The following is a 20,604-nucleotide window of genomic DNA, read 5'->3' on the forward strand; positions in this document are numbered from 1 at the left end:
AATTCCTCCTTCCTTTAGTGAATTATTTGCTAGCCTTCACAGCGCCACGAACGACTACAAGAGACTTCTTAGCACCTGGAACGTTACCTTTTACTAACACTAAGTTGCGCTCAGCGTCAACTTGAACGATTTCTAAGTTTTGAATCGTAACTTGATCTCCACCCATGCGTCCAGCAAGCTTTTTGCCTTTGAATACGCGGTTTGGAGCAACTGGTCCCATTGAACCAGGACGACGGTGGTAACGAGAACCGTGAGACATTGGTCCGCGAGATTGTCCGTGGCGTTTGATAACACCTTGGAAACCTTTACCCTTAGAAATTCCTGTTACATCAACGATTTCACCTGCAGTGAAAACTTCTACTTTTACCTCTTGACCAACCTCTAGTCCGTCCACGTCTGCATCGCGGATTTCGCGAATGAAGCGCTTAGGAGTAGTAGATGCTTTAGCAGTGTGGCCTTGTTCAGGTTTGTTAGCTAATTTTTCACGCTTGTCAGCGAAACCTAACTGGATTGCATTGTAGCCATCAGTTTCAGTTGTTTTCTTTTGAAGAACAACGTTTGGAGTCGCTTCGATTACCGTTACAGGGATTAGTTCACCGTTTTCAGCAAATACTTGAGTCATACCGATCTTTCTTCCTAAGATTCCTTTGGTCATGAGTTACACCTCCTACATGTTTAAGTTATATAAATTATAGTTTGATTTCGATATCTACACCAGATGGTAAGTCTAAACGCATTAAGCTATCTACTGTTTGTGGAGTAGGGCTCACGATGTCGATTAGACGTTTGTGCGTGCGCATTTCGAATTGCTCACGAGAATCTTTGTACTTATGAACAGCACGAAGAATTGTGTAAACAGTCTTTTCAGTTGGTAATGGAATCGGACCAGAAACTGTCGCTCCAGAACGCTTAGCTGTTTCTACAATTTTCTCAGCTGACTGATCAAGAATACGGTGATCGTAAGCTTTTAAACGGATACGGATTTTTTCTTTTGCCATTATTTTCCCTCCTTCGTTCGCCTATTTCTAAAATAGACCTTCTCCATGGAAATTTCCTCACACCATGCCATGGCAAAGCGGCCGGGTGTGTCAGCAACCTTCCACTTCATCGCAGTCAAAGACCAACATTGTTTATTATACAATGTTTTTCGCCTAGATGCAACACTAATTTTGTTTGCATCAGCTTTTCTCTACTTTTGCTATTATACATTGCACTTTCGAGAATTTCAAGTTTTGAGCTACTCTTATTCTCTTTACAGTTTTTGGGTTCTTTTTCGTTTGGTTATATACTATAGAAGAAACTCGGTAAAAGAAAAAAATCCATGTTTCTTCTATTATAAAAATAAAAACTCAAGGGGAACTCCCCTTGAGTTTTTATGGAATCTATTTAAAGATTACTCAGCGATGATTGTAGCAACTACACCAGCACCTACAGTACGTCCGCCTTCACGGATAGAGAACTTAGTTCCCTCTTCAACTGCGATTGGAGCGATTAGTTCAACAGTCATTTCGATGTTGTCGCCAGGCATTACCATTTCAGTACCTTCTGGTAATTGGATGATACCAGTTACGTCAGTTGTACGGAAGTAGAACTGTGGGCGGTAGTTAGCGAAGAATGGAGTGTGACGTCCACCTTCTTCTTTAGATAGAACGTAAACTTCAGCTTTGAATTTAGCGTGAGCTTTTACAGAGCCAGTTTTCGCAAGAACTTGTCCACGTTGGATATCTTCACGAGATACACCACGAAGTAAAGCACCAATGTTGTCTCCAGCTTGAGCTTGATCAAGAAGCTTACGGAACATTTCTACACCAGTTACAGTTGTGTTAGCATTCTCTTCAGCAAGACCGATGATTTCTACTACGTCACCAACTTTAACGATTCCACGCTCAACACGACCAGTAGCAACTGTACCACGACCAGTGATAGAGAATACGTCCTCGATTGGCATTAAGAATGGTTTGTCAGTTTGACGTTCTGGAGTTGGGATGTAAGCATCAACTTCAGCCATAAGCTCGATGATTTTTTCTTCCCACTCAGCTTCACCTTGAAGAGCTTTAAGAGCAGAACCTTTAACTACAGGGATGTCATCGCCTGGGAAGTCATACTCAGATAATAGGTCACGAACTTCCATTTCTACTAATTCAAGTAGCTCTTCGTCGTCAACCATGTCGCATTTGTTTAAGAATACAACGATGTAAGGAACACCTACTTGACGAGAAAGAAGGATGTGCTCACGAGTTTGTGGCATTGGGCCGTCTGCAGCAGATACTACTAAGATACCGCCGTCCATTTGTGCAGCACCAGTGATCATGTTTTTAACATAGTCAGCGTGACCTGGGCAGTCAACGTGTGCATAGTGACGAGTTTCAGTTTCGTACTCAACGTGTGCAGTAGAGATTGTGATTCCACGCTCTCTTTCTTCTGGAGCAGCGTCGATTTGATCGTATCCGCGAGCTTCAGCACCACCAGCTTTTGCAAGAACTGTAGTGATCGCAGCAGTTAATGTAGTTTTACCATGGTCAACGTGGCCGATTGTACCGATGTTAACATGGGGTTTAGAACGTTCGAATTTAGCTTTAGCCATTCTAAATTCCTCCTTAAGTTATATAGGTTATTTTATATTGAATCTAAAAAGCGTGGGGGCATAAGCCCCGCTTTTTAGCTTACATAAGTAGTTATACGTGAACAAGCGATAAAAATCAATTATTCACCTTTATTTTTTTTGATAATTTCTTCTGAAACAGACTTTGGTACTTCTTCATAATGGTCAAATACCATAGAGAATGTTCCACGACCTTGCGTGTTAGAACGTAATGCCGTTGCATAACCGAACATTTCAGAAAGTGGAACCATAGCGCGAACAACTTGAGCGTTACCGCGAGCTTCCATACCTTCTACACGTCCACGACGAGATGTTACGTCACCCATGATGTCTCCCATGTACTCTTCAGGAATTACAACTTCAACTTTCATCATTGGCTCAAGAATTACTGGGTTACATTTAGAAACCGCAGCTTTAAGCGCCATAGATGCAGCGATTTTGAACGCCATCTCAGAGGAGTCAACATCATGGTAAGATCCGTCAACTAATGCAGCTTTAATGTCTACTACAGGATATCCTGCAAGTACACCATTTTTAAGTGCATCTTCAAGACCTGCTCCTACAGCTGGGATGTATTCACGTGGAACTACACCACCGACGATCTTGTTTTCGAATTCGAATCCTTTACCTTCTTCGTTAGGTGCAAATTCAATCCAAACGTGACCGAATTGTCCACGACCACCAGATTGACGTGCAAATTTACCTTCAACTTTCGCAGCAGCGCGGAAAGTCTCACGGTATGCTACCTGAGGAGCACCAACGTTTGCTTCTACTTTGAATTCACGGCGCATACGGTCAACGATGATATCAAGGTGAAGTTCACCCATACCAGCGATGATTGTTTGGCCAGTTTCTTGGTCAGTGTGAGCACGGAATGTTGGATCTTCTTCAGAAAGCTTAGAAAGTGCTGTACCCATTTTATCTTGGTCAGCTTTAGATTTAGGTTCGATAGCTACAGAGATAACTGGCTCTGGGAATTCCATAGACTCAAGGATAACAAGACTCTTCTCGTCACAAAGAGTATCACCAGTAGTAGTATCTTTTAAACCTACAGCAGCAGCGATATCACCAGCGTAAACTGTTGAAATCTCTTCACGGCTGTTTGCGTGCATTTGTAGGATACGTCCTACACGCTCACGCTTACCTTTAGTTGAGTTTTTCACGTATGATCCAGAGTTTAACACACCAGAGTACACACGGAAGAACGTTAACTTACCAACATAAGGGTCAGTCATGATTTTGAATGCTAGAGCTGCAAATGGCTCTTCATCGCTAGACTTACGTTCTACTTCTTCATCTGTATCCGGAAGAATACCTTTAATAGCAGGTACGTCTAATGGAGATGGTAGGTAGTCGATAACTGCGTCTAACAGAATTTGAACACCTTTATTTTTGAATGCAGAACCACAGATTACTGGGAAGAATTCTACAGAAGTTGTAGCCTTACGGATACCAGCTTTAAGCTCTTCAATAGTGATTTCTTCACCTTCTAGGTACTTCATCATCATTTCTTCATCAAGCTCAGCTACCGCTTCGATTAATTTTCCACGGTATTCTTCAGCTAGTTCTTTGTGCTCTTCAGGAATCTCAACACGTGTAATGTCAGTTCCTAAATCGTTACCGTACATGTAAGCACACTCTTCAACAAGGTCAATGATACCATTGAACTCGTCTTCAGCACCGATTGGTAACTGAATTGGATGTGCGTTTGCTTGTAAACGATCATGGATTGTACCTACAGAATATAAGAAGTCTGCACCGATCTTATCCATTTTGTTAACGAATACGATACGAGGTACGCCATAAGTAGTAGCCTGACGCCAAACAGTTTCTGTTTGTGGTTCTACACCAGATTGTGCATCAAGAACTGCTACCGCGCCATCAAGTACGCGTAAAGAACGTTCTACTTCTACTGTGAAGTCTACGTGACCTGGAGTGTCAATGATGTTTACACGATGACCTTTCCATTGTGCTGTAGTTGCAGCAGAAGTAATTGTGATACCACGCTCTTGCTCTTGCTCCATCCAGTCCATCTGAGATGCACCTTCGTGAGTTTCACCGATTTTATGAATACGGCCTGTGTAGTACAGGATACGTTCAGTAGCTGTTGTTTTACCAGCATCGATGTGAGCCATGATACCAATATTACGAGTGTTTTCTAAAGAGAACTCTCTTGTCATTTGGTGTCTCGCTCCTTCCAAATATGGATTGGATTATTTTATTTTAAGTAGCAAAAAAGCCACTTTATATGTTACACATGTCAGTATGTTCAGTACCCTCATTATGTAAAACGAGCGCCCAATGAAAGGGAGAGGCATTCTCCCTCTCCACACTTCCACAAGCGACAAATAAAGCGGTTTATGCTTACATTTATTTTTCGTTGAATCCTACCAACGGTAATGAGCAAATGCTTTGTTAGCTTCTGCCATTTTATGAGTGTCTTCGCGCTTCTTAACAGATGCACCAGCGTTGTTAGCTGCATCTAAGATTTCGTAAGCTAGACGCTCTTCCATAGTTTTTTCACCACGAAGACGAGCGTAGTTTACTAACCAACGAAGACCTAAAGTTGTACGGCGTTCCGGACGAACCTCAACTGGAACTTGGTAGTTAGCACCACCAACACGACGAGCGCGTACTTCAAGAACAGGCATGATGTTCTTAAGAGCTTGCTCGAATACTTCCATTGGTTCATTACCAGTACGTTCACGAACGATATCGAACGCATTATAAAGAATTGTTTGAGATTTACCTTTTTTACCGTCAACCATCATTTTGTTGATAAGGCGTGTTACAAGTTTCGAATTGTACATTGGATCTGGTAACACGTCACGTTTCGCAACAGGTCCTTTACGAGGCATATTGAGTTCCTCCTTTCAGTTTAAAATTATTATTTCTTAGCAGGTTTTGGTCTCTTAGTACCATATTTAGAACGGCCTTGCATACGCTTGTCAACACCAGCTGTATCAAGCGCACCACGAACGATGTGGTAACGTACCCCTGGTAAGTCTTTTACACGACCACCGCGAATTAATACTACGCTGTGCTCTTGTAAGTTGTGACCGATACCTGGGATGTATGCAGTAACCTCGATACCATTTGTTAAACGTACACGAGCATATTTACGTAACGCTGAGTTTGGTTTCTTTGGAGTCATTGTACCAACACGAGTACATACACCACGTTTTTGAGGTGCAGAGATATCAGTTGCTTTTTTCTTCAAAGAGTTAAAACCTTTATTTAACGCAGGTGATTTAGATTTCCATACTTTATCAGTACGACCTTTTCTTACTAATTGGTTAATAGTAGGCATTTGATTTATCCTCCCTTCGCATGTTTGTATGACCACATATCCAGGTGGTTCATTATTAGTTGAAAACAAAGTTTTTGCAAGGAAGGGCATGATGCCCTCACCTCACAAAAACAGTTTTAACTTATTATTTCTATCACTGAAGCTCCTATTTGAATGATAAACATTCAAATTGTTACGGGCATGTTATATTGTTGCGAAACAATATTTTCAACTATGCCATTTTGATTAGCCTTCAATTTTACATCTCCAGCCTTTCACACTTCTTCAGTAAGGAAAACCTTTATTCAAAGTGTTATTCAGGAGCAACCTTGCTTATAGTAACATTTCCGATTAGGCAATGTCAACTATCATTCATCTTTTTTATACAAATTTCCAAACGGAAAATTTTAGTTTTCTACGTAAATCTCATCACTTTCAACATTTGCTTCTTCTTGCATATTCTTCACAAGATCTACTTTGCGGTAGCGATTCATACCTGTACCAGCTGGAACAAGTTTACCAATGATAACATTTTCCTTCAGACCAAGAAGTTCGTCACGTTTGCCTTTAATTGCTGCATCCGTTAACACACGAGTTGTTTCTTGGAATGATGCTGCTGATAAGAATGAATCTGTTTCAAGTGAAGCTTTCGTAATACCAAGAAGAACTGGACGTGCTGTAGCAGGTTGTTTACCTTCTAGAAGCACTTTCGCATTTGCATCTGTAAACTGATGGATATCAAGTAATGTTCCTGGTAATACATCTGTGTCACCAGCATCGAACACACGTACTTTACGCAGCATTTGACGAACCATTACCTCTACGTGTTTGTCGCCAATTTCTACCCCTTGCATACGGTATACTTTTTGAACTTCACGCAGTAAGTACTCTTGTACCGCTGTAATGTCCGTTACTTTTAGTAATTCTTTCGGATCGATAGAACCTTCTGTTAACTCTTGACCGTGATCGATTCTTTGTCCTGGCATCACTTTTAAGCGAGCACCATAAGGAATCGCATACGTGCGAGCTTCAACTTCACCTTGTACCACAACTTCTTGACGATCTTTTACATCGTTGATAGCTGCAATAACACCGTCGATTTCACTGATAACAGCTTGACCTTTCGGGTTACGCGCTTCGAAGATCTCTTGGATACGAGGTAAACCTTGTGTGATATCATCTCCGGCAACCCCACCTGTATGGAATGTACGCATCGTTAACTGAGTACCTGGCTCACCGATAGATTGAGCTGCGATAATACCTACCGCTTCGCCTACCTCTACATCTGTGCCAGTCGCTAAGTTACGACCGTAACACTTCTTACATACACCATGACGTGTATTACATGTGAATGCTGAACGGATGTTAACTGTTTCCACACCGGATGTTTCAACAATTAGTGCGATATCTTCTGTGATTAATTCGTTTTCACGAACTAATACTTCACCTGTTTCTGGATGTTTTACAGTTTTTCTAGCGAAACGTCCTACAAGACGATCATATAGAGACTCGATTATCTCATTACCCTCTTTAATTGCACCGATTAATAATCCACGATCTGTACCACAATCATCTTCACGAACGATAACATCTTGTGCTACGTCAACAAGACGACGTGTTAAGTAACCAGAATCGGCAGTTTTAAGTGCTGTATCGGCAAGACCTTTACGCGCACCGTGAGTAGAAATGAAGTACTCAAGTACTGTTAAACCTTCACGGAAACTTGATTTGATTGGAAGTTCGATGATACGACCAGATGGGTTGGCCATCAGACCACGCATACCAGCTAGCTGAGTGAAGTTTGATGCGTTACCACGGGCACCAGAGTCACTCATCATGAAGATTGGGTTGCGCTTATCAAGGGTTTTCATTAATTTACCTTGGATAACATCTTTTGCATTACTCCAAATAGAAATAACGCGGTCATAACGCTCTTCTTCCGTAATTAAACCACGACGGAACTGTTTAATCACGTTATCTACTTTTATCTGCGCTTCTTGAAGAATTTCATTCTTTTCACCCAATACAATAATGTCAGATACCCCAACTGTGATACCAGCTTTTGTAGAGTGTTTAAATCCTAAGTTCTTCATGCGGTCAAGCATACGAGACGTTTCTGTAATTTTGAAACGCTTGAAGATTTCCGCAATGATGTTACCAAGAATTTTCTTATTGAATGGTGCTACTTCTTCGCGACTAGCGATAATTTCTCTAACGTTCTCACCTTTTTCAACGAAATACTTCGCTGGTGTTTCTTTTTCAAGGTTTGAGTTCGTTGGTTCATTAATATAAGGGAACGACTCTGGTAAGATTTCGTTAAATATTAATTTACCAACTGTTGTTAATAGAAGCTTACTATTTTGCTCTTCTGTAAACGTTTCGTTGTTTAAAGAATTTGCAGCAACCGCAACACGTGTATGCAAGTGAACATAACCGTTTTGGTATGCAAGTAATGCTTCGTTCGTGTCCTTAAACACCATACCTTCACCAATTGCACCTTCACGCTCAAGTGTTAAGTAGTAGTTACCTAATACCATATCCTGAGATGGTGTTACAACTGGTTTTCCATCTTTCGGGTTCAAGATGTTTTGTGCCGCTAACATAAGAAGACGCGCTTCAGCTTGTGCTTCTGATGATAATGGAACGTGAACCGCCATTTGGTCACCGTCAAAGTCCGCATTGTATGCTGTACATACAAGTGGGTGAAGACGGATTGCACGACCTTCTACTAATGTAGGTTCAAACGCCTGAATACCAAGACGGTGAAGTGTTGGGGCACGGTTTAGAAGTACTGGGTGTTCTTTAATCACAGATTCTAAAACATCCCAAACTTCTGGTTGTACACGCTCAATTTTACGTTTAGCACTCTTAATGTTGTGTGCTAAACCTTTTTCCACTAACTCTTTCATTACGAAAGGTTTGAACAGTTCAAGCGCCATTTCTTTCGGTAAACCACATTGATACATCTTTAGGTTCGGTCCTACAACGATAACAGAACGACCAGAGTAGTCAACACGTTTACCAAGTAAGTTTTGACGGAAACGTCCTTGCTTACCTTTTAGCATGTGAGAAAGTGATTTTAACGGACGGTTACCTGGTCCAGTAACTGGACGACCACGACGACCGTTATCAATTAATGCGTCAACTGCTTCTTGTAACATACGCTTCTCGTTTTGAACGATGATGCTTGGTGCACCAAGGTCTAATAAACGTTTCAGACGGTTGTTACGGTTAATTACACGACGGTATAAATCGTTTAAGTCAGAAGTTGCAAAACGTCCACCATCTAACTGTACCATTGGGCGCAGTTCTGGCGGGATAACCGGAAGAACATCTAGGATCATCCAAGATGGCTCATTTCCAGAGTTACGGAATGCTTCTAATACTTCTAGACGTTTAATAGCACGAGTACGACGTTGTCCTTGTGCTGTTTTTAATTCTTCTTTCAAGAAGTCTACTTCTTTATCTAAATCGATATCTTGTAATAACTTCTTAATTGCTTCTGCACCCATAGAAGCTTGGAATGTGCTTCCATAACGCTCACGATATGCACGGTATTCCTTTTCAGAAAGTAATTGCTTCTTATCAAGTGGTGTATCTCCGCTCTCTGTTACAACATAAGAAGCAAAGTAAATTACTTCTTCAAGCGCGCGAGGGGACATGTCTAAGACAAGTCCCATGCGGCTTGGGATACCTTTGAAATACCAAATATGAGATACAGGAGCAGCAAGTTCAATATGACCCATACGCTCACGACGCACTTTTGCACGTGTTACTTCAACGCCACATCGATCACAAACTACACCTTTATAACGTACACGTTTATATTTTCCGCAATGACATTCCCAGTCCTTTTGTGGTCCGAAAATACGCTCACAGAATAAACCGTCCTTCTCAGGCTTTAATGTACGATAGTTAATCGTTTCTGGTTTCTTAACTTCACCATATGACCAAGAACGAATCTTGTCAGGTGAAGCAAGTCCAATCTTCATATATTCAAAGTTGTTTACATCTATCAAGGGGCCTACCTCCCTTTTAGTCTACAGGTTATCCCAATTATTCCTTCGTTGTCTCAACTTCGATATTTAATTTATCTGCTGATTGATGATCATCGTCGTCATCAGTATCACGCATTTCAATTTCCGTATCATCGCTAGACATCATCTTAACATCCATACCTAAGCTTTGTAGCTCTTTAATTAATACTTTGAATGACTCCGGAACACCTGGTTCTGGAACATTTTCGCCTTTAACAATTGCTTCGTATGTTTTCACGCGACCAATAACATCGTCAGACTTCACTGTTAAGATCTCTTGAAGAGTATAAGCAGCACCGTAAGCCTCAAGTGCCCAAACCTCCATCTCACCGAAACGCTGTCCACCGAACTGTGCTTTACCTCCAAGAGGTTGCTGCGTTACAAGTGAGTATGGTCCAGTAGAACGAGCATGAAGTTTATCGTCAACCATGTGCGCAAGTTTGATCATATACATAACACCAACAGATACGCGGTTGTCGAACGGTTCACCAGTACGTCCATCATATAAAATTGTCTTCGCATCGCGTGCCATACCAGCTTCTTCAATAGTTCCCCATACGTCTTCCTCACGAGCACCATCGAATACTGGTGTTGCAACATGGATACCAAGGTATCTTGCTGCCATACCAAGATGTAATTCTAACACCTGACCGATATTCATACGAGATGGTACCCCTAATGGGTTTAACATGATATCGATCGGTGTGCCGTCTGGTAAGAATGGCATATCTTCTTCTGGTAAAATACGAGAGATAACACCTTTGTTACCATGGCGACCGGCCATTTTGTCACCTTCAGAAATTTTACGTTTTTGAACGATATATACACGTACAAGTTGGTTTACACCTGGTGGTAATTCATCACCATCTTCACGGTTAAACACTTTTACGTCTAAAATAATACCGCCACCACCGTGTGGTACACGTAGTGATGTATCACGTACTTCACGAGCCTTCTCACCGAAGATTGCGTGTAATAGACGCTCTTCAGCTGTTAATTCTGTTACACCTTTTGGCGTTACTTTACCAACAAGAAGATCTCCGTCTTTTACTTCCGCTCCAACACGGATGATTCCGCGCTCATCAAGGTTACGAAGCGCATCTTCACCAACGTTTGGAATATCTCGCGTAATTTCTTCCGGTCCAAGCTTTGTATCACGAGCTTCTGATTCATACTCTTCAATATGAATAGAAGTATAAACATCGTCTTTTACAAGGCGCTCACTCATAATGATCGCATCCTCGTAGTTATAACCGTCCCATGTCATGAAGCCAACAAGCACGTTACGACCAAGTGCAAGTTCACCTTTTTCCATAGAAGGACCGTCCGCAAGGATTTCACCTTTTACAACTTTATCGCCAACACTTACGATTGGACGTTGGTTGTAACAAGTTCCTTGGTTAGAACGAACGAATTTCAACATTTTGTAGCGATCTAAATCACCTTTTACAGTTTGACCATCTACTTCGATATAACGACGTACCCAAACTTCACGTGCTTCTACACGTTCGACAATACCAGGGTGTTTACAGATCACTGCAGCACCTGAGTCTTTTGCTGATACGTACTCCATACCTGTACCTACAATCGGAGATTCCGGATTCATAAGCGGAACCGCCTGACGTTGCATGTTCGCTCCCATTAGAGCACGGTTGGAGTCATCGTTTTCTAAGAATGGAATACAAGCTGTCGCAGCAGAAACTACTTGTTTTGGAGAGATATCCATGTAGTCAACGCGATCACGTTTTACAACAACGTTCTCGTCACGGAAGCGTGCTACAACGTCTTCATCAAGGAAGTCTCCTTCTTCAGATAAACGTGAATTCGCCTGTGCCACAACGTAGTTATCTTGCTCATCTGCTGTTAAGTAGTCGACGCGATTCGTCACACGACCAGTTTCAGGATCAATACGACGGTATGGTGTTTCAATGAAACCAAACTCATTTACTTTCGCGAACGAAGATAGTGAGTTAATTAAACCGATGTTTGGTCCCTCTGGCGTTTCAATCGGACACATACGACCGTAGTGAGAGTAGTGAACGTCACGTACTTCAAAGCCTGCACGCTCACGCGTCAAACCACCAGGTCCTAATGCAGATAGTCTTCGTTTATGTGTTAACTCAGCTAATGGGTTCGTTTGATCCATGAACTGTGATAACTGAGAGCTACCGAAGAACTCTTTAATAGATGCAATAACAGGACGAATATTAATTAACGCCTGTGGTGTAATTGCATTTGTATCTTGAATGGACATTCTCTCACGAACTACACGTTCCATACGAGAAAGACCAATTCGGAATTGGTTTTGTAATAATTCGCCAACAGAACGAAGACGACGATTTCCTAAATGGTCGATATCGTCTGTATCCCCTACTTTATAAAGAAGGTTAAAGAAGTAGCTGATAGAAGCGATAATATCTCCTGGCGTAATATTTTTAATATCACGTTCGATATTTGCATTACCAAGTACATTGATAACGCGCTCTCCATCTGCATCTGGAGCATAAATCTTAATAGATTGCAGCTCAACAGCGCCTTCTACCACTCCACCCATTGGTTTAGCTGTTTTGAAACCAATGTTTTCTTCTAAGTAAGGTAAAATGCGATCTAATGTACGACGATCTAAAATTGTTCCTTCTGCCGCTAAAATTTCACCTGTTTCAGGATCTACTAACGTTTCAGCTAAACGCTGGTTGAACAATCTGTTTTTAATGTGTAGTTTTTTATTAATCTTATAGCGACCTACATTCGCTAAATCGTAACGCTTCGGATCGAAGAAGCGAGAAACAAGCAAGCTCTTTGCATTTTCTACTGTTGGTGGTTCACCTGGACGTAGACGCTCATAGATTTCAAGCAATGCTTTTTCTGTGCTATCCGTGTTGTCCTTATCTAGCGTGTTACTTAAGTACTCGTTGTCACCTAAAAGCTCGATGATTTCTTGATCAGAGCCAAACCCTAGTGCACGTAACAAAACAGTTACAGGCAATTTGCGTGTACGATCGATACGTACATAAACAACATCCTTAGCATCTGTTTCATATTCCAACCAAGCTCCGCGGTTTGGAATTACAGTAGCAGTAAAGCCACGCTTTCCGTTTTTGTCCACTTTGCCACTGTAGTATACGCTTGGTGAGCGAACTAACTGGGAAACGATAACGCGTTCTGCACCGTTAATTACGAATGTTCCTGTCTCTGTCATGAGTGGGAAATCTCCCATGAACACATCTTGCTCTTTTACTTCACCAGTTTCTTTATTGATTAGACGCACTTTCACACGAAGTGGTGCTGCATACGTCACATCACGCTCTTTACATTCTTCTACAGAATACTTCGGCTCGCCTAGACTGTAGTCGATAAATTCAAGCGATAGATTTCCCGTAAAGTCTTCAATCGGAGAAATGTCTTGGAACATTTCTCGCAAACCCTCATCAAGAAACCATTGATAAGAAGAGGTTTGAATTTCGATAAGATTTGGTAACTCTAATACTTCACTAATACGGGCATAACTTCTTCGTTGGCGGTGGCGTCCGTATTGAACTAGTTGACCTGTCAACTGCTTCACCCCTCAAATCATGAGTATTATAAATGCACAAAAAATGTGCAAAATCACAAATAAATACAGCTAATGCATATTGCTTAGCCTTTCCTCTTAAAGATAGATACGATGTCATTTCCAACTGCGCAAAAAAGAAAAATGGCTTCTTAAAGAAAACCATCATTCTGTTTCATGATCTGCTGATTTTACTATCTTTTCCAAGAGAAACAAAATTATACATCGTTCTCAGCCCAGAAAATCATATATTGGCATTTTATAATGGTATCACAAGCAAAAAAAACCGTCAACGTTTTTTTGATTTTATGATATAATATCCTTTTTTCTTTTCTACCACTTCAACCTCTGAGAATACTTCTTCTAATTTCTTCATCGCTGACGGCGCACCTTGCTTTTTCTGAATCACAATCCAAAGCTCACCATCAGGTAAAAGATGATCATATGCCTTCTCCAAAATATCATGAACAACTTGTTTCCCAGCACGAATTGGCGGATTTGATAAAATCGCCGCATACTGCCCCTCCACTTGTTCATATACGTTACTTTGATAAATACGAACGTTACTTACACCGTTGTTACCAGCGTTTTCTTTCGCAAGGCCGAGTGCTCTTTCGTTCACATCAATCATATGAATCATACGTTTTTGATATTCTTTCGCAAGCGATAAACCAATTGGTCCGTATCCACAACCAACATCTAATAGATTACCTTCGACATCCGGAGGAGTGAACGATTCAATTAAAACACGCGAACCAAAATCCACTTCACTTTTAGAAAATACACCGTAATCAGATAAAAAAACAAAACGATGTCCCTTTAAAGTAAACTCAATTTTTTTACGGTCACTTTTACTAGAAGGATTGTTAGAAAAATAATGGTCTGCCATATGGCCACCTCTTTCTAGTTAAAAAAAAAGCTCGCATGAGTGCGAGCTTTTTTAATAACGAAATTACTTAACTTCTACAGAAGCTCCAACTTCTTCAAGTTTAGCTTTGATTTCTTCAGCTTCTTCTTTAGAAACAGCTTCTTTAACAGCTTTTGGAGTGTTGTCAGCTACTTCTTTAGCTTCTTTTAAGCCAAGACCAGTGATTTCACGAACCACTTTGATAACTTTGATTTTTTGAGCGCCTGCATCAGCAAGTACTACATCAAATTCAGTTTTCTCAGCAGCAGCTTCACCAGCAGCGCCACCCATTACAGCTACAGGAGCAGCAGCAGTTACGCCGAACTCTTCCTCGATAGCTTTTACTAAGTCGTTAAGTTCTAAAACAGTCATAGATTTAACTGCTTCAATGATTTGTTCTTTAGTCATTGTAAATATCCTCCCTTAGATAGGTTTGTATTGTTTTATTGATAACGTATAATTATCTTTTAAAAAATTAAGCGCCTTGCTCTTCTTTTTGATCTGCAACTGCTTTAGTAGCAAGTGCAAGATTGCGGATTGGAGCTTGAAGAACGCTAAGAAGCATAGAAAGTAATCCTTCACGAGATGGAAGAGTAGCGATTGCTTTAACCTCAGCCTCTGTTACGATTTTACCTTCAATTACACCAGCTTTAATTTCTAAAGCTTCGTGTTCTTTAGCGAAGTCGTTTAATACTTTCGCAGGAGCTACTACGTCTTCATTACTGAATGCGATAGCGTTTGGTCCTGTTAAGAATTCGTTTAACTCGCTCATTTCAGCAGTTTCAGCAGCACGACGAGTTAAAGAGTTTTTGTAAACTTTGAACTCAACGCCAGCCTCACGTAATGTTTTACGTAATTCTGTTACTTCTGATACTGTTAAACCACGGTAGTCAACAACGATTGTAGATTTACTTTCGCGAAGTTTATCAGCGATTTCAGTTACAACGTGTTGTTTTGCCTCGATTGCTTTGCTCATGTTATTACACCTCCTGTAGATTATATAGAAGATGTACCGAAAGTGCACTAAAAAACCTCCATGCCCAAGTGTAGACATGGAGGCATATAGTCACAGAAATATTCCGTTCATATATTCACACCTCGGTAGGAAATTAAGCCTTAACGGCACCTACTGTCTACGGTACACTATTAAAATTCACAACATAAATGATTATATTAAAACTTCTTTATGAAGTCAACTTCCAATTTTTACGCGATTGTTGAAACTTCAACACGTACGCCAGGTCCCATTGTAGAAGCAACTGTTACGTTCTTCATGTAAGTACCTTTTGCAGCAGCTGGCTTAGCTTTTTGAAGCGTGTCAGCGATTGTTTGTAAGTTTTCAACTAATTTTGCATCTTCGAAAGATACTTTACCGATTGGAACGTGGATGTTACCAGATTTATCAACGCGGTATTCTACTTTACCAGCTTTGATTTCGTTAACAGCCTTTGTTACGTCGAAAGTAACTGTTCCAGTTTTAGGGTTTGGCATTAAACCTTTTGGTCCTAATACGCGACCAAGTTTACCAACTTCACCCATCATGTCTGGAGTTGCTACTACTACGTCAAAGTCGAACCAACCTTGTTGGATTTTGTTGATGTAGTCTGCATCGCCTACGAAGTCAGCGCCAGCAGCTTCTGCTTCTTTCGCTTTCTCACCTTTAGCGAATACTAATACACGTTGTACTTTACCAGTACCGTGTGGAAGAACTACTGCACCACGAATTTGTTGGTCAGCTTTCTTCGGGTCTACACCTAAACGGAATGCAACTTCTACAGTCGCATCAAATTTAGCTGTATTTGTTTTTTTTACTAATTCTACTGCCTCTGTTGCAGAGTAAGCAGTTGCACGATCAACAAGCTTTGCAGCTTCTACGTACTTTTTACCTCTTTTAGCCATTTCATTTCCTCCTCGATGTGGTTTTAGCGGAATAACCTCCCACGTTTACGCGTTCATTTTGGTACGACCGAGGGCGCGCGCAACCCTTTTATTTAAAAAACGACAATCATTTACGATAATAAAGGTTGCGAATTGGAATTCCAGACCCGCAACCTTCCTTAAAAACAAATCGAATTAGTCTTCGATTACGATTCCCATGCTGCGTGCAGTACCTTCAACCATGCGCATTGCAGCTTCTACGCTAGCAGCGTTTAGGTCAGGCATTTTAGTTTCAGCGATTTCGCGAACTTTATCACGCTTTACAGTTGCCACTTTATTACGGTTTGGTTCACCAGAACCAGACTCGATACCAGCTACTTTCTTAAGAAGAACAGCAGCAGGAGGAGTTTTAGTAATGAAAGTGAATGAACGGTCTTCGAATACCGTAATTTCAACAGGAATGATTAGACCAGCTTGGTCTGCTGTACGAGCGTTGAACTCTTTACAGAAGCCCATGATGTTAACACCCGCTTGTCCTAATGCTGGACCAACTGGTGGAGCTGGGTTAGCTTTACCTGCAGGAATTTGAAGTTTTACCATTTTAATTACCTTTTTAGCCACGAGACACACCTCCTTAAGTCCGTGATGTGGTCAATTGGGCAGTGATTTGCCCTCCCACTTTACTTCTACCACTAGTAGAAGCTTTCAAAAAACGTCTCCGTTATCGAAGACGTATTGACCTTAAAGATATTATCACTTTTTACAATTCATTTCAAGTTTCATTTTATAATTTTTCAATTTGGTGGAAGTCCAATTCAACTGGAGTTTCACGACCAAACATATCAACAAGAACTCGAACCTTTTGTTTTTCTGTATCAATTTCTTCAATTGCACCAGTGTAATTCGCGAATGGACCTTCATTTACACGTACTGTTTCATGAAGCTCGAAATCGAAATCAACCACTTCATTATCCATTCCCATATGCTTAAGAATGGAAACAACTTCCTCTTCTAATAAAGGAGATGGCTTTGAACCAGAACCTGAAGAACCAACGAAACCTGTTACACCTGGTGTATTACGAACAACATACCACGAATCATCAGTCATAACTAATTCTACTAACACGTAACCTGGGAATACTTTTCGCTTCGTCAGCTTTTCTTTCCCATTTTTCATTTCTACTTCTACTTCTTCCGGTACAATAACACGGAAGATTTTATCTTGCATACCCATCGATTCTACACGTTTCTCTAGGTTCGTTTTTACTTTGTTCTCATATCCAGAATAAGTATGGACAACATACCAGCGTTTTTCCATTATTTTTAGGACGAGTGTCCTTTCCCTCCCTGACGTACATTTTTTTGTGCAAATGAAAAAACCCGTTCACCGGGCTTTTACACAGTTCGTATAGATAACATTATATCATGTATAAGTGCTTCTTATTCAAGAATTAACCGAATTAAAGAAGAAATACCCATATCTACTATTGCAAAGAAAATTGCAAAGAAAACAACTGTTGCGATTACAGTAACTGTAGAACGAAGTAATTCATCTTTTTTAGGCCAACTCACTTTTTTCATTTCGCGACCTACATCGCCAAAAAAGTTCGTCAAACGCATCTATGGGACCTCCAGTGCATCATTTCGATTTTTTATTTTGTTTCTCTATGAATCGAATGCATATTGCATGTCTTACAAAACTTCTTTATCTCAAGTCGCTCTAATGAGCTTGTATCCTTCATAGTCGAGTAATTACGATTATTACACTTTTCACATGCGAGTACTACTTTTTTTCTCAATTTGTTACACCAACCTTGTAACATTATGTCTTTAAAAATGTATCATACAATAAAAGACAATGTCAATGACATGCCTTGTGTATCCTCACAAATGAAAGCTATATTTATTTGATAAAAAAACATCACTGTAAACGACTTAACGTTTCAGTGATGACGAATTAACAGCTGTACTTTCTCTCATTTCCATATATCTCTCCAACTTCCGCTTTACACGCTGAAGGGCATTATCAATTGATTTCACATGTCGATTTAATTGCTCAGAAATCTCTTGATAAGAACGCCCGTCTAAATATAAGGAAAGAACTTTTCTTTCTAAATCGCTCAATAATTCAGATATTTTTGATTCTATATCGATATATTCTTCCTGACTAATGATCATTTCTTCAGGATCTGTCACTTTCGACTCTGAAATCACATCTAATAGAGTTCGATCAGATTCTTCATCATAAATTGGTTTATCCAAAGAAACATAGGAATTCAAAGGAATATGTTTTTGTCTTGTTGCAGTCTTGATTGCTGTGATGATTTGACGTGTAATACATAATTCCGCAAAAGCTTTAAAAGACGATAGCTTGTCCTCTTTATAATCACGAATTGCTTTAAAAAGACCAATCATACCTTCTTGAATAATATCTTCGCGATCAGCACCTACTAAAAAGTAAGATCTTGATTTCGCTCGTACAAAGTTTTTGTACTTATGAATCAAATATTCAAGGGCCTCAATGTTGCCTTGACGCACTAACTCTACTACTTCCTCATCTTCTAACTCTCGAAATGTAACGTCACTTATGCTTACGAAGTCTGTCTCCACTCTGATCCCTCCGACCGCTAGTTATTTAGAAATATTATACAGTAAGCACTTAAAGAGCGTCAATGACTCAACGCTCTCCTCGCCTTAATTTTTCTAATTTTTCTGCAATATCAGGACTAAATATGGTTCGCATAGCCGGTTGTTGTTCTTTCTTTTCCCTCGTTTTTCGGCGCACTTGTTGCTCCATTGCTTGCACTTCAAGTTCGAGCTCCCGCGCAGATTTCCGCAAGGCACCTTGACCAAAAATTGCCCACTGCTGTGTATAATCTGATGTTGCTACATAAATACGCGTATTGATATTTCTAAGCTCAATTGCCAGTTGTTCAATTTTTTCATCAGCCGTTTGATTTTTTCTTGTGAAAATGACTTCAACACGTGCCTGTTTCATCTTTTTCTCGATACCGTGGACTGAGTATGCATCAAATACAATCATTACTCTTGTCCCTGTATACCCTTGGTAGTCTGCCATCTTATCAATGAGTAAGTCTCTAGCATCTTGCAAATTTACATCCCTTATTTTTTTAAGGTCGCTCCAAGCACCGATGATGTTATAACCATCAACAATTAACAGATCGTCCATTTTCTATTTACCGATCGGATTTCGTTTTCGATATACCTCATACATTAACAAGCTAGCAGCAACAGACGCATTTAAAGATGTAACTTTTCCAACCATCGGTAAATGAATAAGGAAATCACATTTCTCTCCAATGATACGGCTCATACCCTTTCCTTCACTACCAATTACTAAACCAATTGGCATATTACCATCTAATTGACGATAATCCGTTTTCCCTTTTGCATCCGTACCAGCAATCCAAAGACCACGTTCTTTTAATTCATCAATTGTGCGCGATAGATTTGTTACACGTGCAACCGGAATATATTCAATTGCTCCAGTTGAAGCTTTCGCAACCGCCGCTGTTAAACCAACTGCTCGGCGCTTCGGAATAATAACTCCATGCGCTCCCACGGAATCTGCGGTACGCATAATAGAACCTAAATTATGAGGATCCTCAATCTCATCAAGAATAAGGAAGAATGGATCTTCATTACGCTTTGCAGCCACCTCAAATAAATCTTCTAATTCCGCATATTGGTATGCGGCTACTTGTGCAATGACACCTTGATGATTGCCATCAACAAGCTGATCTAACTTTTTCTTTGGCGCATGTTGTAAAATAATTTTATTTTCTTTTGCTAACGCTAGTACAATTTGTACTTGCCCTTTTGCAGCACCTTCTGCAATCCAAATTTTATTAATATCTCTTCCTGATCGTAACGCTTCAATTACAGGGTTACGACCGATAATGTATTCACTACTCACGTTATTTTCCTCCTTCCTTCTCGTCTAATAAATCAATTGCTGTAAAAACAATTTCTTCTACACGGGAATGGTTCTGTAATAAATAATGATAACCAATTAATGCCTCAAAAGCTGTACTATATCGATACGTCTGTACATCTGTATTTTTCGGAACAGTACCTGATTTCGCATTACGCCCTCTTCTTAATACTGCCTCTTCTTCTTCTGTAAAAAATGCAACCTCTAACAGATGATGGACGACTTTCGCTTGTGCTTTTGCAGAAACAAAGCTCGTCCCTAAACGATGTAACTGGTTTGGGCGCACTGTTCCTTTTTGAAGCAGGTGATAGCGGATATATTGTTCATATACCGCATCACCCATATAAGCTAACGCTAAGCTATTTAACTGCTTTGCATCAATCATG

General features: G+C 40.3%; 20 protein-coding genes and 1 other annotated feature. All 20 genes read right to left on the bottom strand.

What is annotated here, in order from left to right; all coding sequences use genetic code 11:
- Positions 1-22 precede the first annotated feature (22 nt).
- Positions 23-655, bottom strand: a complete 633-nt coding sequence (rplC, locus tag BAMA_RS19705) for a 50S ribosomal protein L3 (protein WP_034642620.1) — start codon at positions 653-655, stop codon at positions 23-25.
- A 34-nt stretch (positions 656-689) separates the two neighbouring features.
- Positions 690-998: a 30S ribosomal protein S10 gene (gene rpsJ / locus BAMA_RS19710; RefSeq protein ID WP_001040596.1), complete on the bottom strand. Its 309-nt coding sequence runs from the start codon at positions 996-998 to the stop codon at positions 690-692.
- A gap of 395 nt (positions 999-1,393) precedes the next feature.
- Positions 1,394-2,584 (bottom strand): elongation factor Tu, encoded by a 1,191-nt coding sequence (tuf, locus tag BAMA_RS19715; protein ID WP_034642622.1) that lies wholly within the window; start codon positions 2,582-2,584, stop codon positions 1,394-1,396.
- Positions 2,585-2,703: 119 nt separating this feature from the next.
- A complete protein-coding gene (gene fusA / locus BAMA_RS19720) occupies positions 2,704-4,782 on the bottom strand; it encodes an elongation factor G (RefSeq protein WP_034642623.1) in 2,079 nt (692 codons plus the stop codon).
- A 207-nt stretch (positions 4,783-4,989) separates the two neighbouring features.
- Positions 4,990-5,460 (bottom strand): 30S ribosomal protein S7, encoded by a 471-nt coding sequence (rpsG, locus tag BAMA_RS19725; protein ID WP_020062289.1) that lies wholly within the window; start codon positions 5,458-5,460, stop codon positions 4,990-4,992.
- A 29-nt stretch (positions 5,461-5,489) separates the two neighbouring features.
- Positions 5,490-5,912 (bottom strand): 30S ribosomal protein S12, encoded by a 423-nt coding sequence (gene rpsL, locus BAMA_RS19730; protein ID WP_034642624.1) that lies wholly within the window; start codon positions 5,910-5,912, stop codon positions 5,490-5,492.
- Between the two features lie 386 nt (positions 5,913-6,298).
- Positions 6,299-9,910, bottom strand: coding sequence for a DNA-directed RNA polymerase subunit beta' (rpoC, locus tag BAMA_RS19735; protein WP_034642625.1), 3,612 nt, complete (start codon positions 9,908-9,910; stop codon positions 6,299-6,301).
- Positions 9,911-9,947: 37 nt separating this feature from the next.
- Entirely contained in the window at positions 9,948-13,481 is a 3,534-nt protein-coding gene (rpoB, locus tag BAMA_RS19740) for a DNA-directed RNA polymerase subunit beta (RefSeq protein ID WP_034642626.1), read from the bottom strand.
- A 286-nt stretch (positions 13,482-13,767) separates the two neighbouring features.
- The gene (locus tag BAMA_RS19750; protein ID WP_034642628.1) at positions 13,768-14,367 is read right to left on the bottom strand and encodes a class I SAM-dependent methyltransferase; all 600 of its coding nucleotides are present in this window, start codon (positions 14,365-14,367) and stop codon (positions 13,768-13,770) included.
- Positions 14,368-14,430: 63 nt separating this feature from the next.
- On the bottom strand, positions 14,431-14,793 hold the full coding sequence (gene rplL / locus BAMA_RS19755) for a 50S ribosomal protein L7/L12 (protein WP_034642630.1): 363 nt from the start codon (positions 14,791-14,793) through the stop codon (positions 14,431-14,433).
- A 67-nt stretch (positions 14,794-14,860) separates the two neighbouring features.
- Positions 14,861-15,361, bottom strand: coding sequence for a 50S ribosomal protein L10 (gene rplJ, locus BAMA_RS19760; RefSeq protein ID WP_034642632.1), 501 nt, complete (start codon positions 15,359-15,361; stop codon positions 14,861-14,863).
- A gap of 40 nt (positions 15,362-15,401) precedes the next feature.
- Positions 15,402-15,542 (bottom strand) — a sequence feature (ribosomal protein L10 leader region).
- 49 nt (positions 15,543-15,591) lie between these two features.
- Positions 15,592-16,284 (bottom strand): 50S ribosomal protein L1, encoded by a 693-nt coding sequence (gene rplA / locus BAMA_RS19765; RefSeq protein WP_034642634.1) that lies wholly within the window; start codon positions 16,282-16,284, stop codon positions 15,592-15,594.
- Positions 16,285-16,458: 174 nt separating this feature from the next.
- A complete protein-coding gene (gene rplK, locus BAMA_RS19770) occupies positions 16,459-16,884 on the bottom strand; it encodes a 50S ribosomal protein L11 (protein ID WP_001085872.1) in 426 nt (141 codons plus the stop codon).
- A gap of 163 nt (positions 16,885-17,047) precedes the next feature.
- A complete protein-coding gene (gene nusG / locus BAMA_RS19775) occupies positions 17,048-17,581 on the bottom strand; it encodes a transcription termination/antitermination protein NusG (protein ID WP_034642636.1) in 534 nt (177 codons plus the stop codon).
- A gap of 122 nt (positions 17,582-17,703) precedes the next feature.
- Positions 17,704-17,883: a preprotein translocase subunit SecE gene (gene secE, locus BAMA_RS19780; protein ID WP_034642637.1), complete on the bottom strand. Its 180-nt coding sequence runs from the start codon at positions 17,881-17,883 to the stop codon at positions 17,704-17,706.
- 32 nt (positions 17,884-17,915) lie between these two features.
- Positions 17,916-18,062, bottom strand: a complete 147-nt coding sequence (gene rpmG, locus BAMA_RS24200; protein WP_084158064.1) for a 50S ribosomal protein L33 — start codon at positions 18,060-18,062, stop codon at positions 17,916-17,918.
- Positions 18,063-18,198: 136 nt separating this feature from the next.
- Positions 18,199-18,873 carry an RNA polymerase factor sigma-70 gene (locus tag BAMA_RS19785; protein WP_034642639.1) on the bottom strand — a complete coding sequence of 225 codons (675 nt, stop codon included), beginning with the start codon at positions 18,871-18,873 and terminating at the stop codon, positions 18,199-18,201.
- A gap of 67 nt (positions 18,874-18,940) precedes the next feature.
- Complete coding sequence (locus tag BAMA_RS19790) at positions 18,941-19,453, bottom strand: NYN domain-containing protein (protein WP_034642640.1); 513 nt, start codon at positions 19,451-19,453, stop codon at positions 18,941-18,943.
- A gap of 3 nt (positions 19,454-19,456) precedes the next feature.
- On the bottom strand, positions 19,457-20,200 hold the full coding sequence (rlmB, locus tag BAMA_RS19795) for a 23S rRNA (guanosine(2251)-2'-O)-methyltransferase RlmB (RefSeq protein ID WP_034642643.1): 744 nt from the start codon (positions 20,198-20,200) through the stop codon (positions 19,457-19,459).
- Position 20,201: 1 nt separating this feature from the next.
- Entirely contained in the window at positions 20,202-20,603 is a 402-nt protein-coding gene (locus BAMA_RS19800) for a Mini-ribonuclease 3 (RefSeq protein ID WP_034642645.1), read from the bottom strand.
- Between the last annotated feature and the right edge of the window lies 1 nt (position 20,604).

This window comes from Bacillus manliponensis (assembly GCF_000712595.1).
GTDB classification, from domain to species: domain Bacteria; phylum Bacillota; class Bacilli; order Bacillales; family Bacillaceae_G; genus Bacillus_A; species Bacillus_A manliponensis.

What these genes read in the sequence shown, in the direction of transcription:
- rplC (WP_034642620.1), bottom strand. Translation starts at nt 655, where the DNA reads ATGACCAAAGGAATCTTAGGAAGAAAGATCGGTATGACTCAAGTATTT.
- rpsJ (WP_001040596.1), bottom strand. Translation starts at nt 998, where the DNA reads ATGGCAAAAGAAAAAATCCGTATCCGTTTAAAAGCTTACGATCACCGT.
- tuf (WP_034642622.1), bottom strand. Translation starts at nt 2,584, where the DNA reads ATGGCTAAAGCTAAATTCGAACGTTCTAAACCCCATGTTAACATCGGT.
- fusA (WP_034642623.1), bottom strand. Translation starts at nt 4,782, where the DNA reads ATGACAAGAGAGTTCTCTTTAGAAAACACTCGTAATATTGGTATCATG.
- rpsG (WP_020062289.1), bottom strand. Translation starts at nt 5,460, where the DNA reads ATGCCTCGTAAAGGACCTGTTGCGAAACGTGACGTGTTACCAGATCCA.
- rpsL (WP_034642624.1), bottom strand. Translation starts at nt 5,912, where the DNA reads ATGCCTACTATTAACCAATTAGTAAGAAAAGGTCGTACTGATAAAGTA.
- BAMA_RS19750 (WP_034642628.1), bottom strand. Translation starts at nt 14,367, where the DNA reads ATGGCAGACCATTATTTTTCTAACAATCCTTCTAGTAAAAGTGACCGT.
- rplL (WP_034642630.1), bottom strand. Translation starts at nt 14,793, where the DNA reads ATGACTAAAGAACAAATCATTGAAGCAGTTAAATCTATGACTGTTTTA.
- rplJ (WP_034642632.1), bottom strand. Translation starts at nt 15,361, where the DNA reads ATGAGCAAAGCAATCGAGGCAAAACAACACGTTGTAACTGAAATCGCT.
- rplA (WP_034642634.1), bottom strand. Translation starts at nt 16,284, where the DNA reads ATGGCTAAAAGAGGTAAAAAGTACGTAGAAGCTGCAAAGCTTGTTGAT.
- nusG (WP_034642636.1), bottom strand. Translation starts at nt 17,581, where the DNA reads ATGGAAAAACGCTGGTATGTTGTCCATACTTATTCTGGATATGAGAAC.
- secE (WP_034642637.1), bottom strand. Translation starts at nt 17,883, where the DNA reads ATGCGTTTGACGAACTTTTTTGGCGATGTAGGTCGCGAAATGAAAAAA.
- BAMA_RS19790 (WP_034642640.1), bottom strand. Translation starts at nt 19,453, where the DNA reads ATGGACGATCTGTTAATTGTTGATGGTTATAACATCATCGGTGCTTGG.
- BAMA_RS19800 (WP_034642645.1), bottom strand. Translation starts at nt 20,603, where the DNA reads ATGATTGATGCAAAGCAGTTAAATAGCTTAGCGTTAGCTTATATGGGT.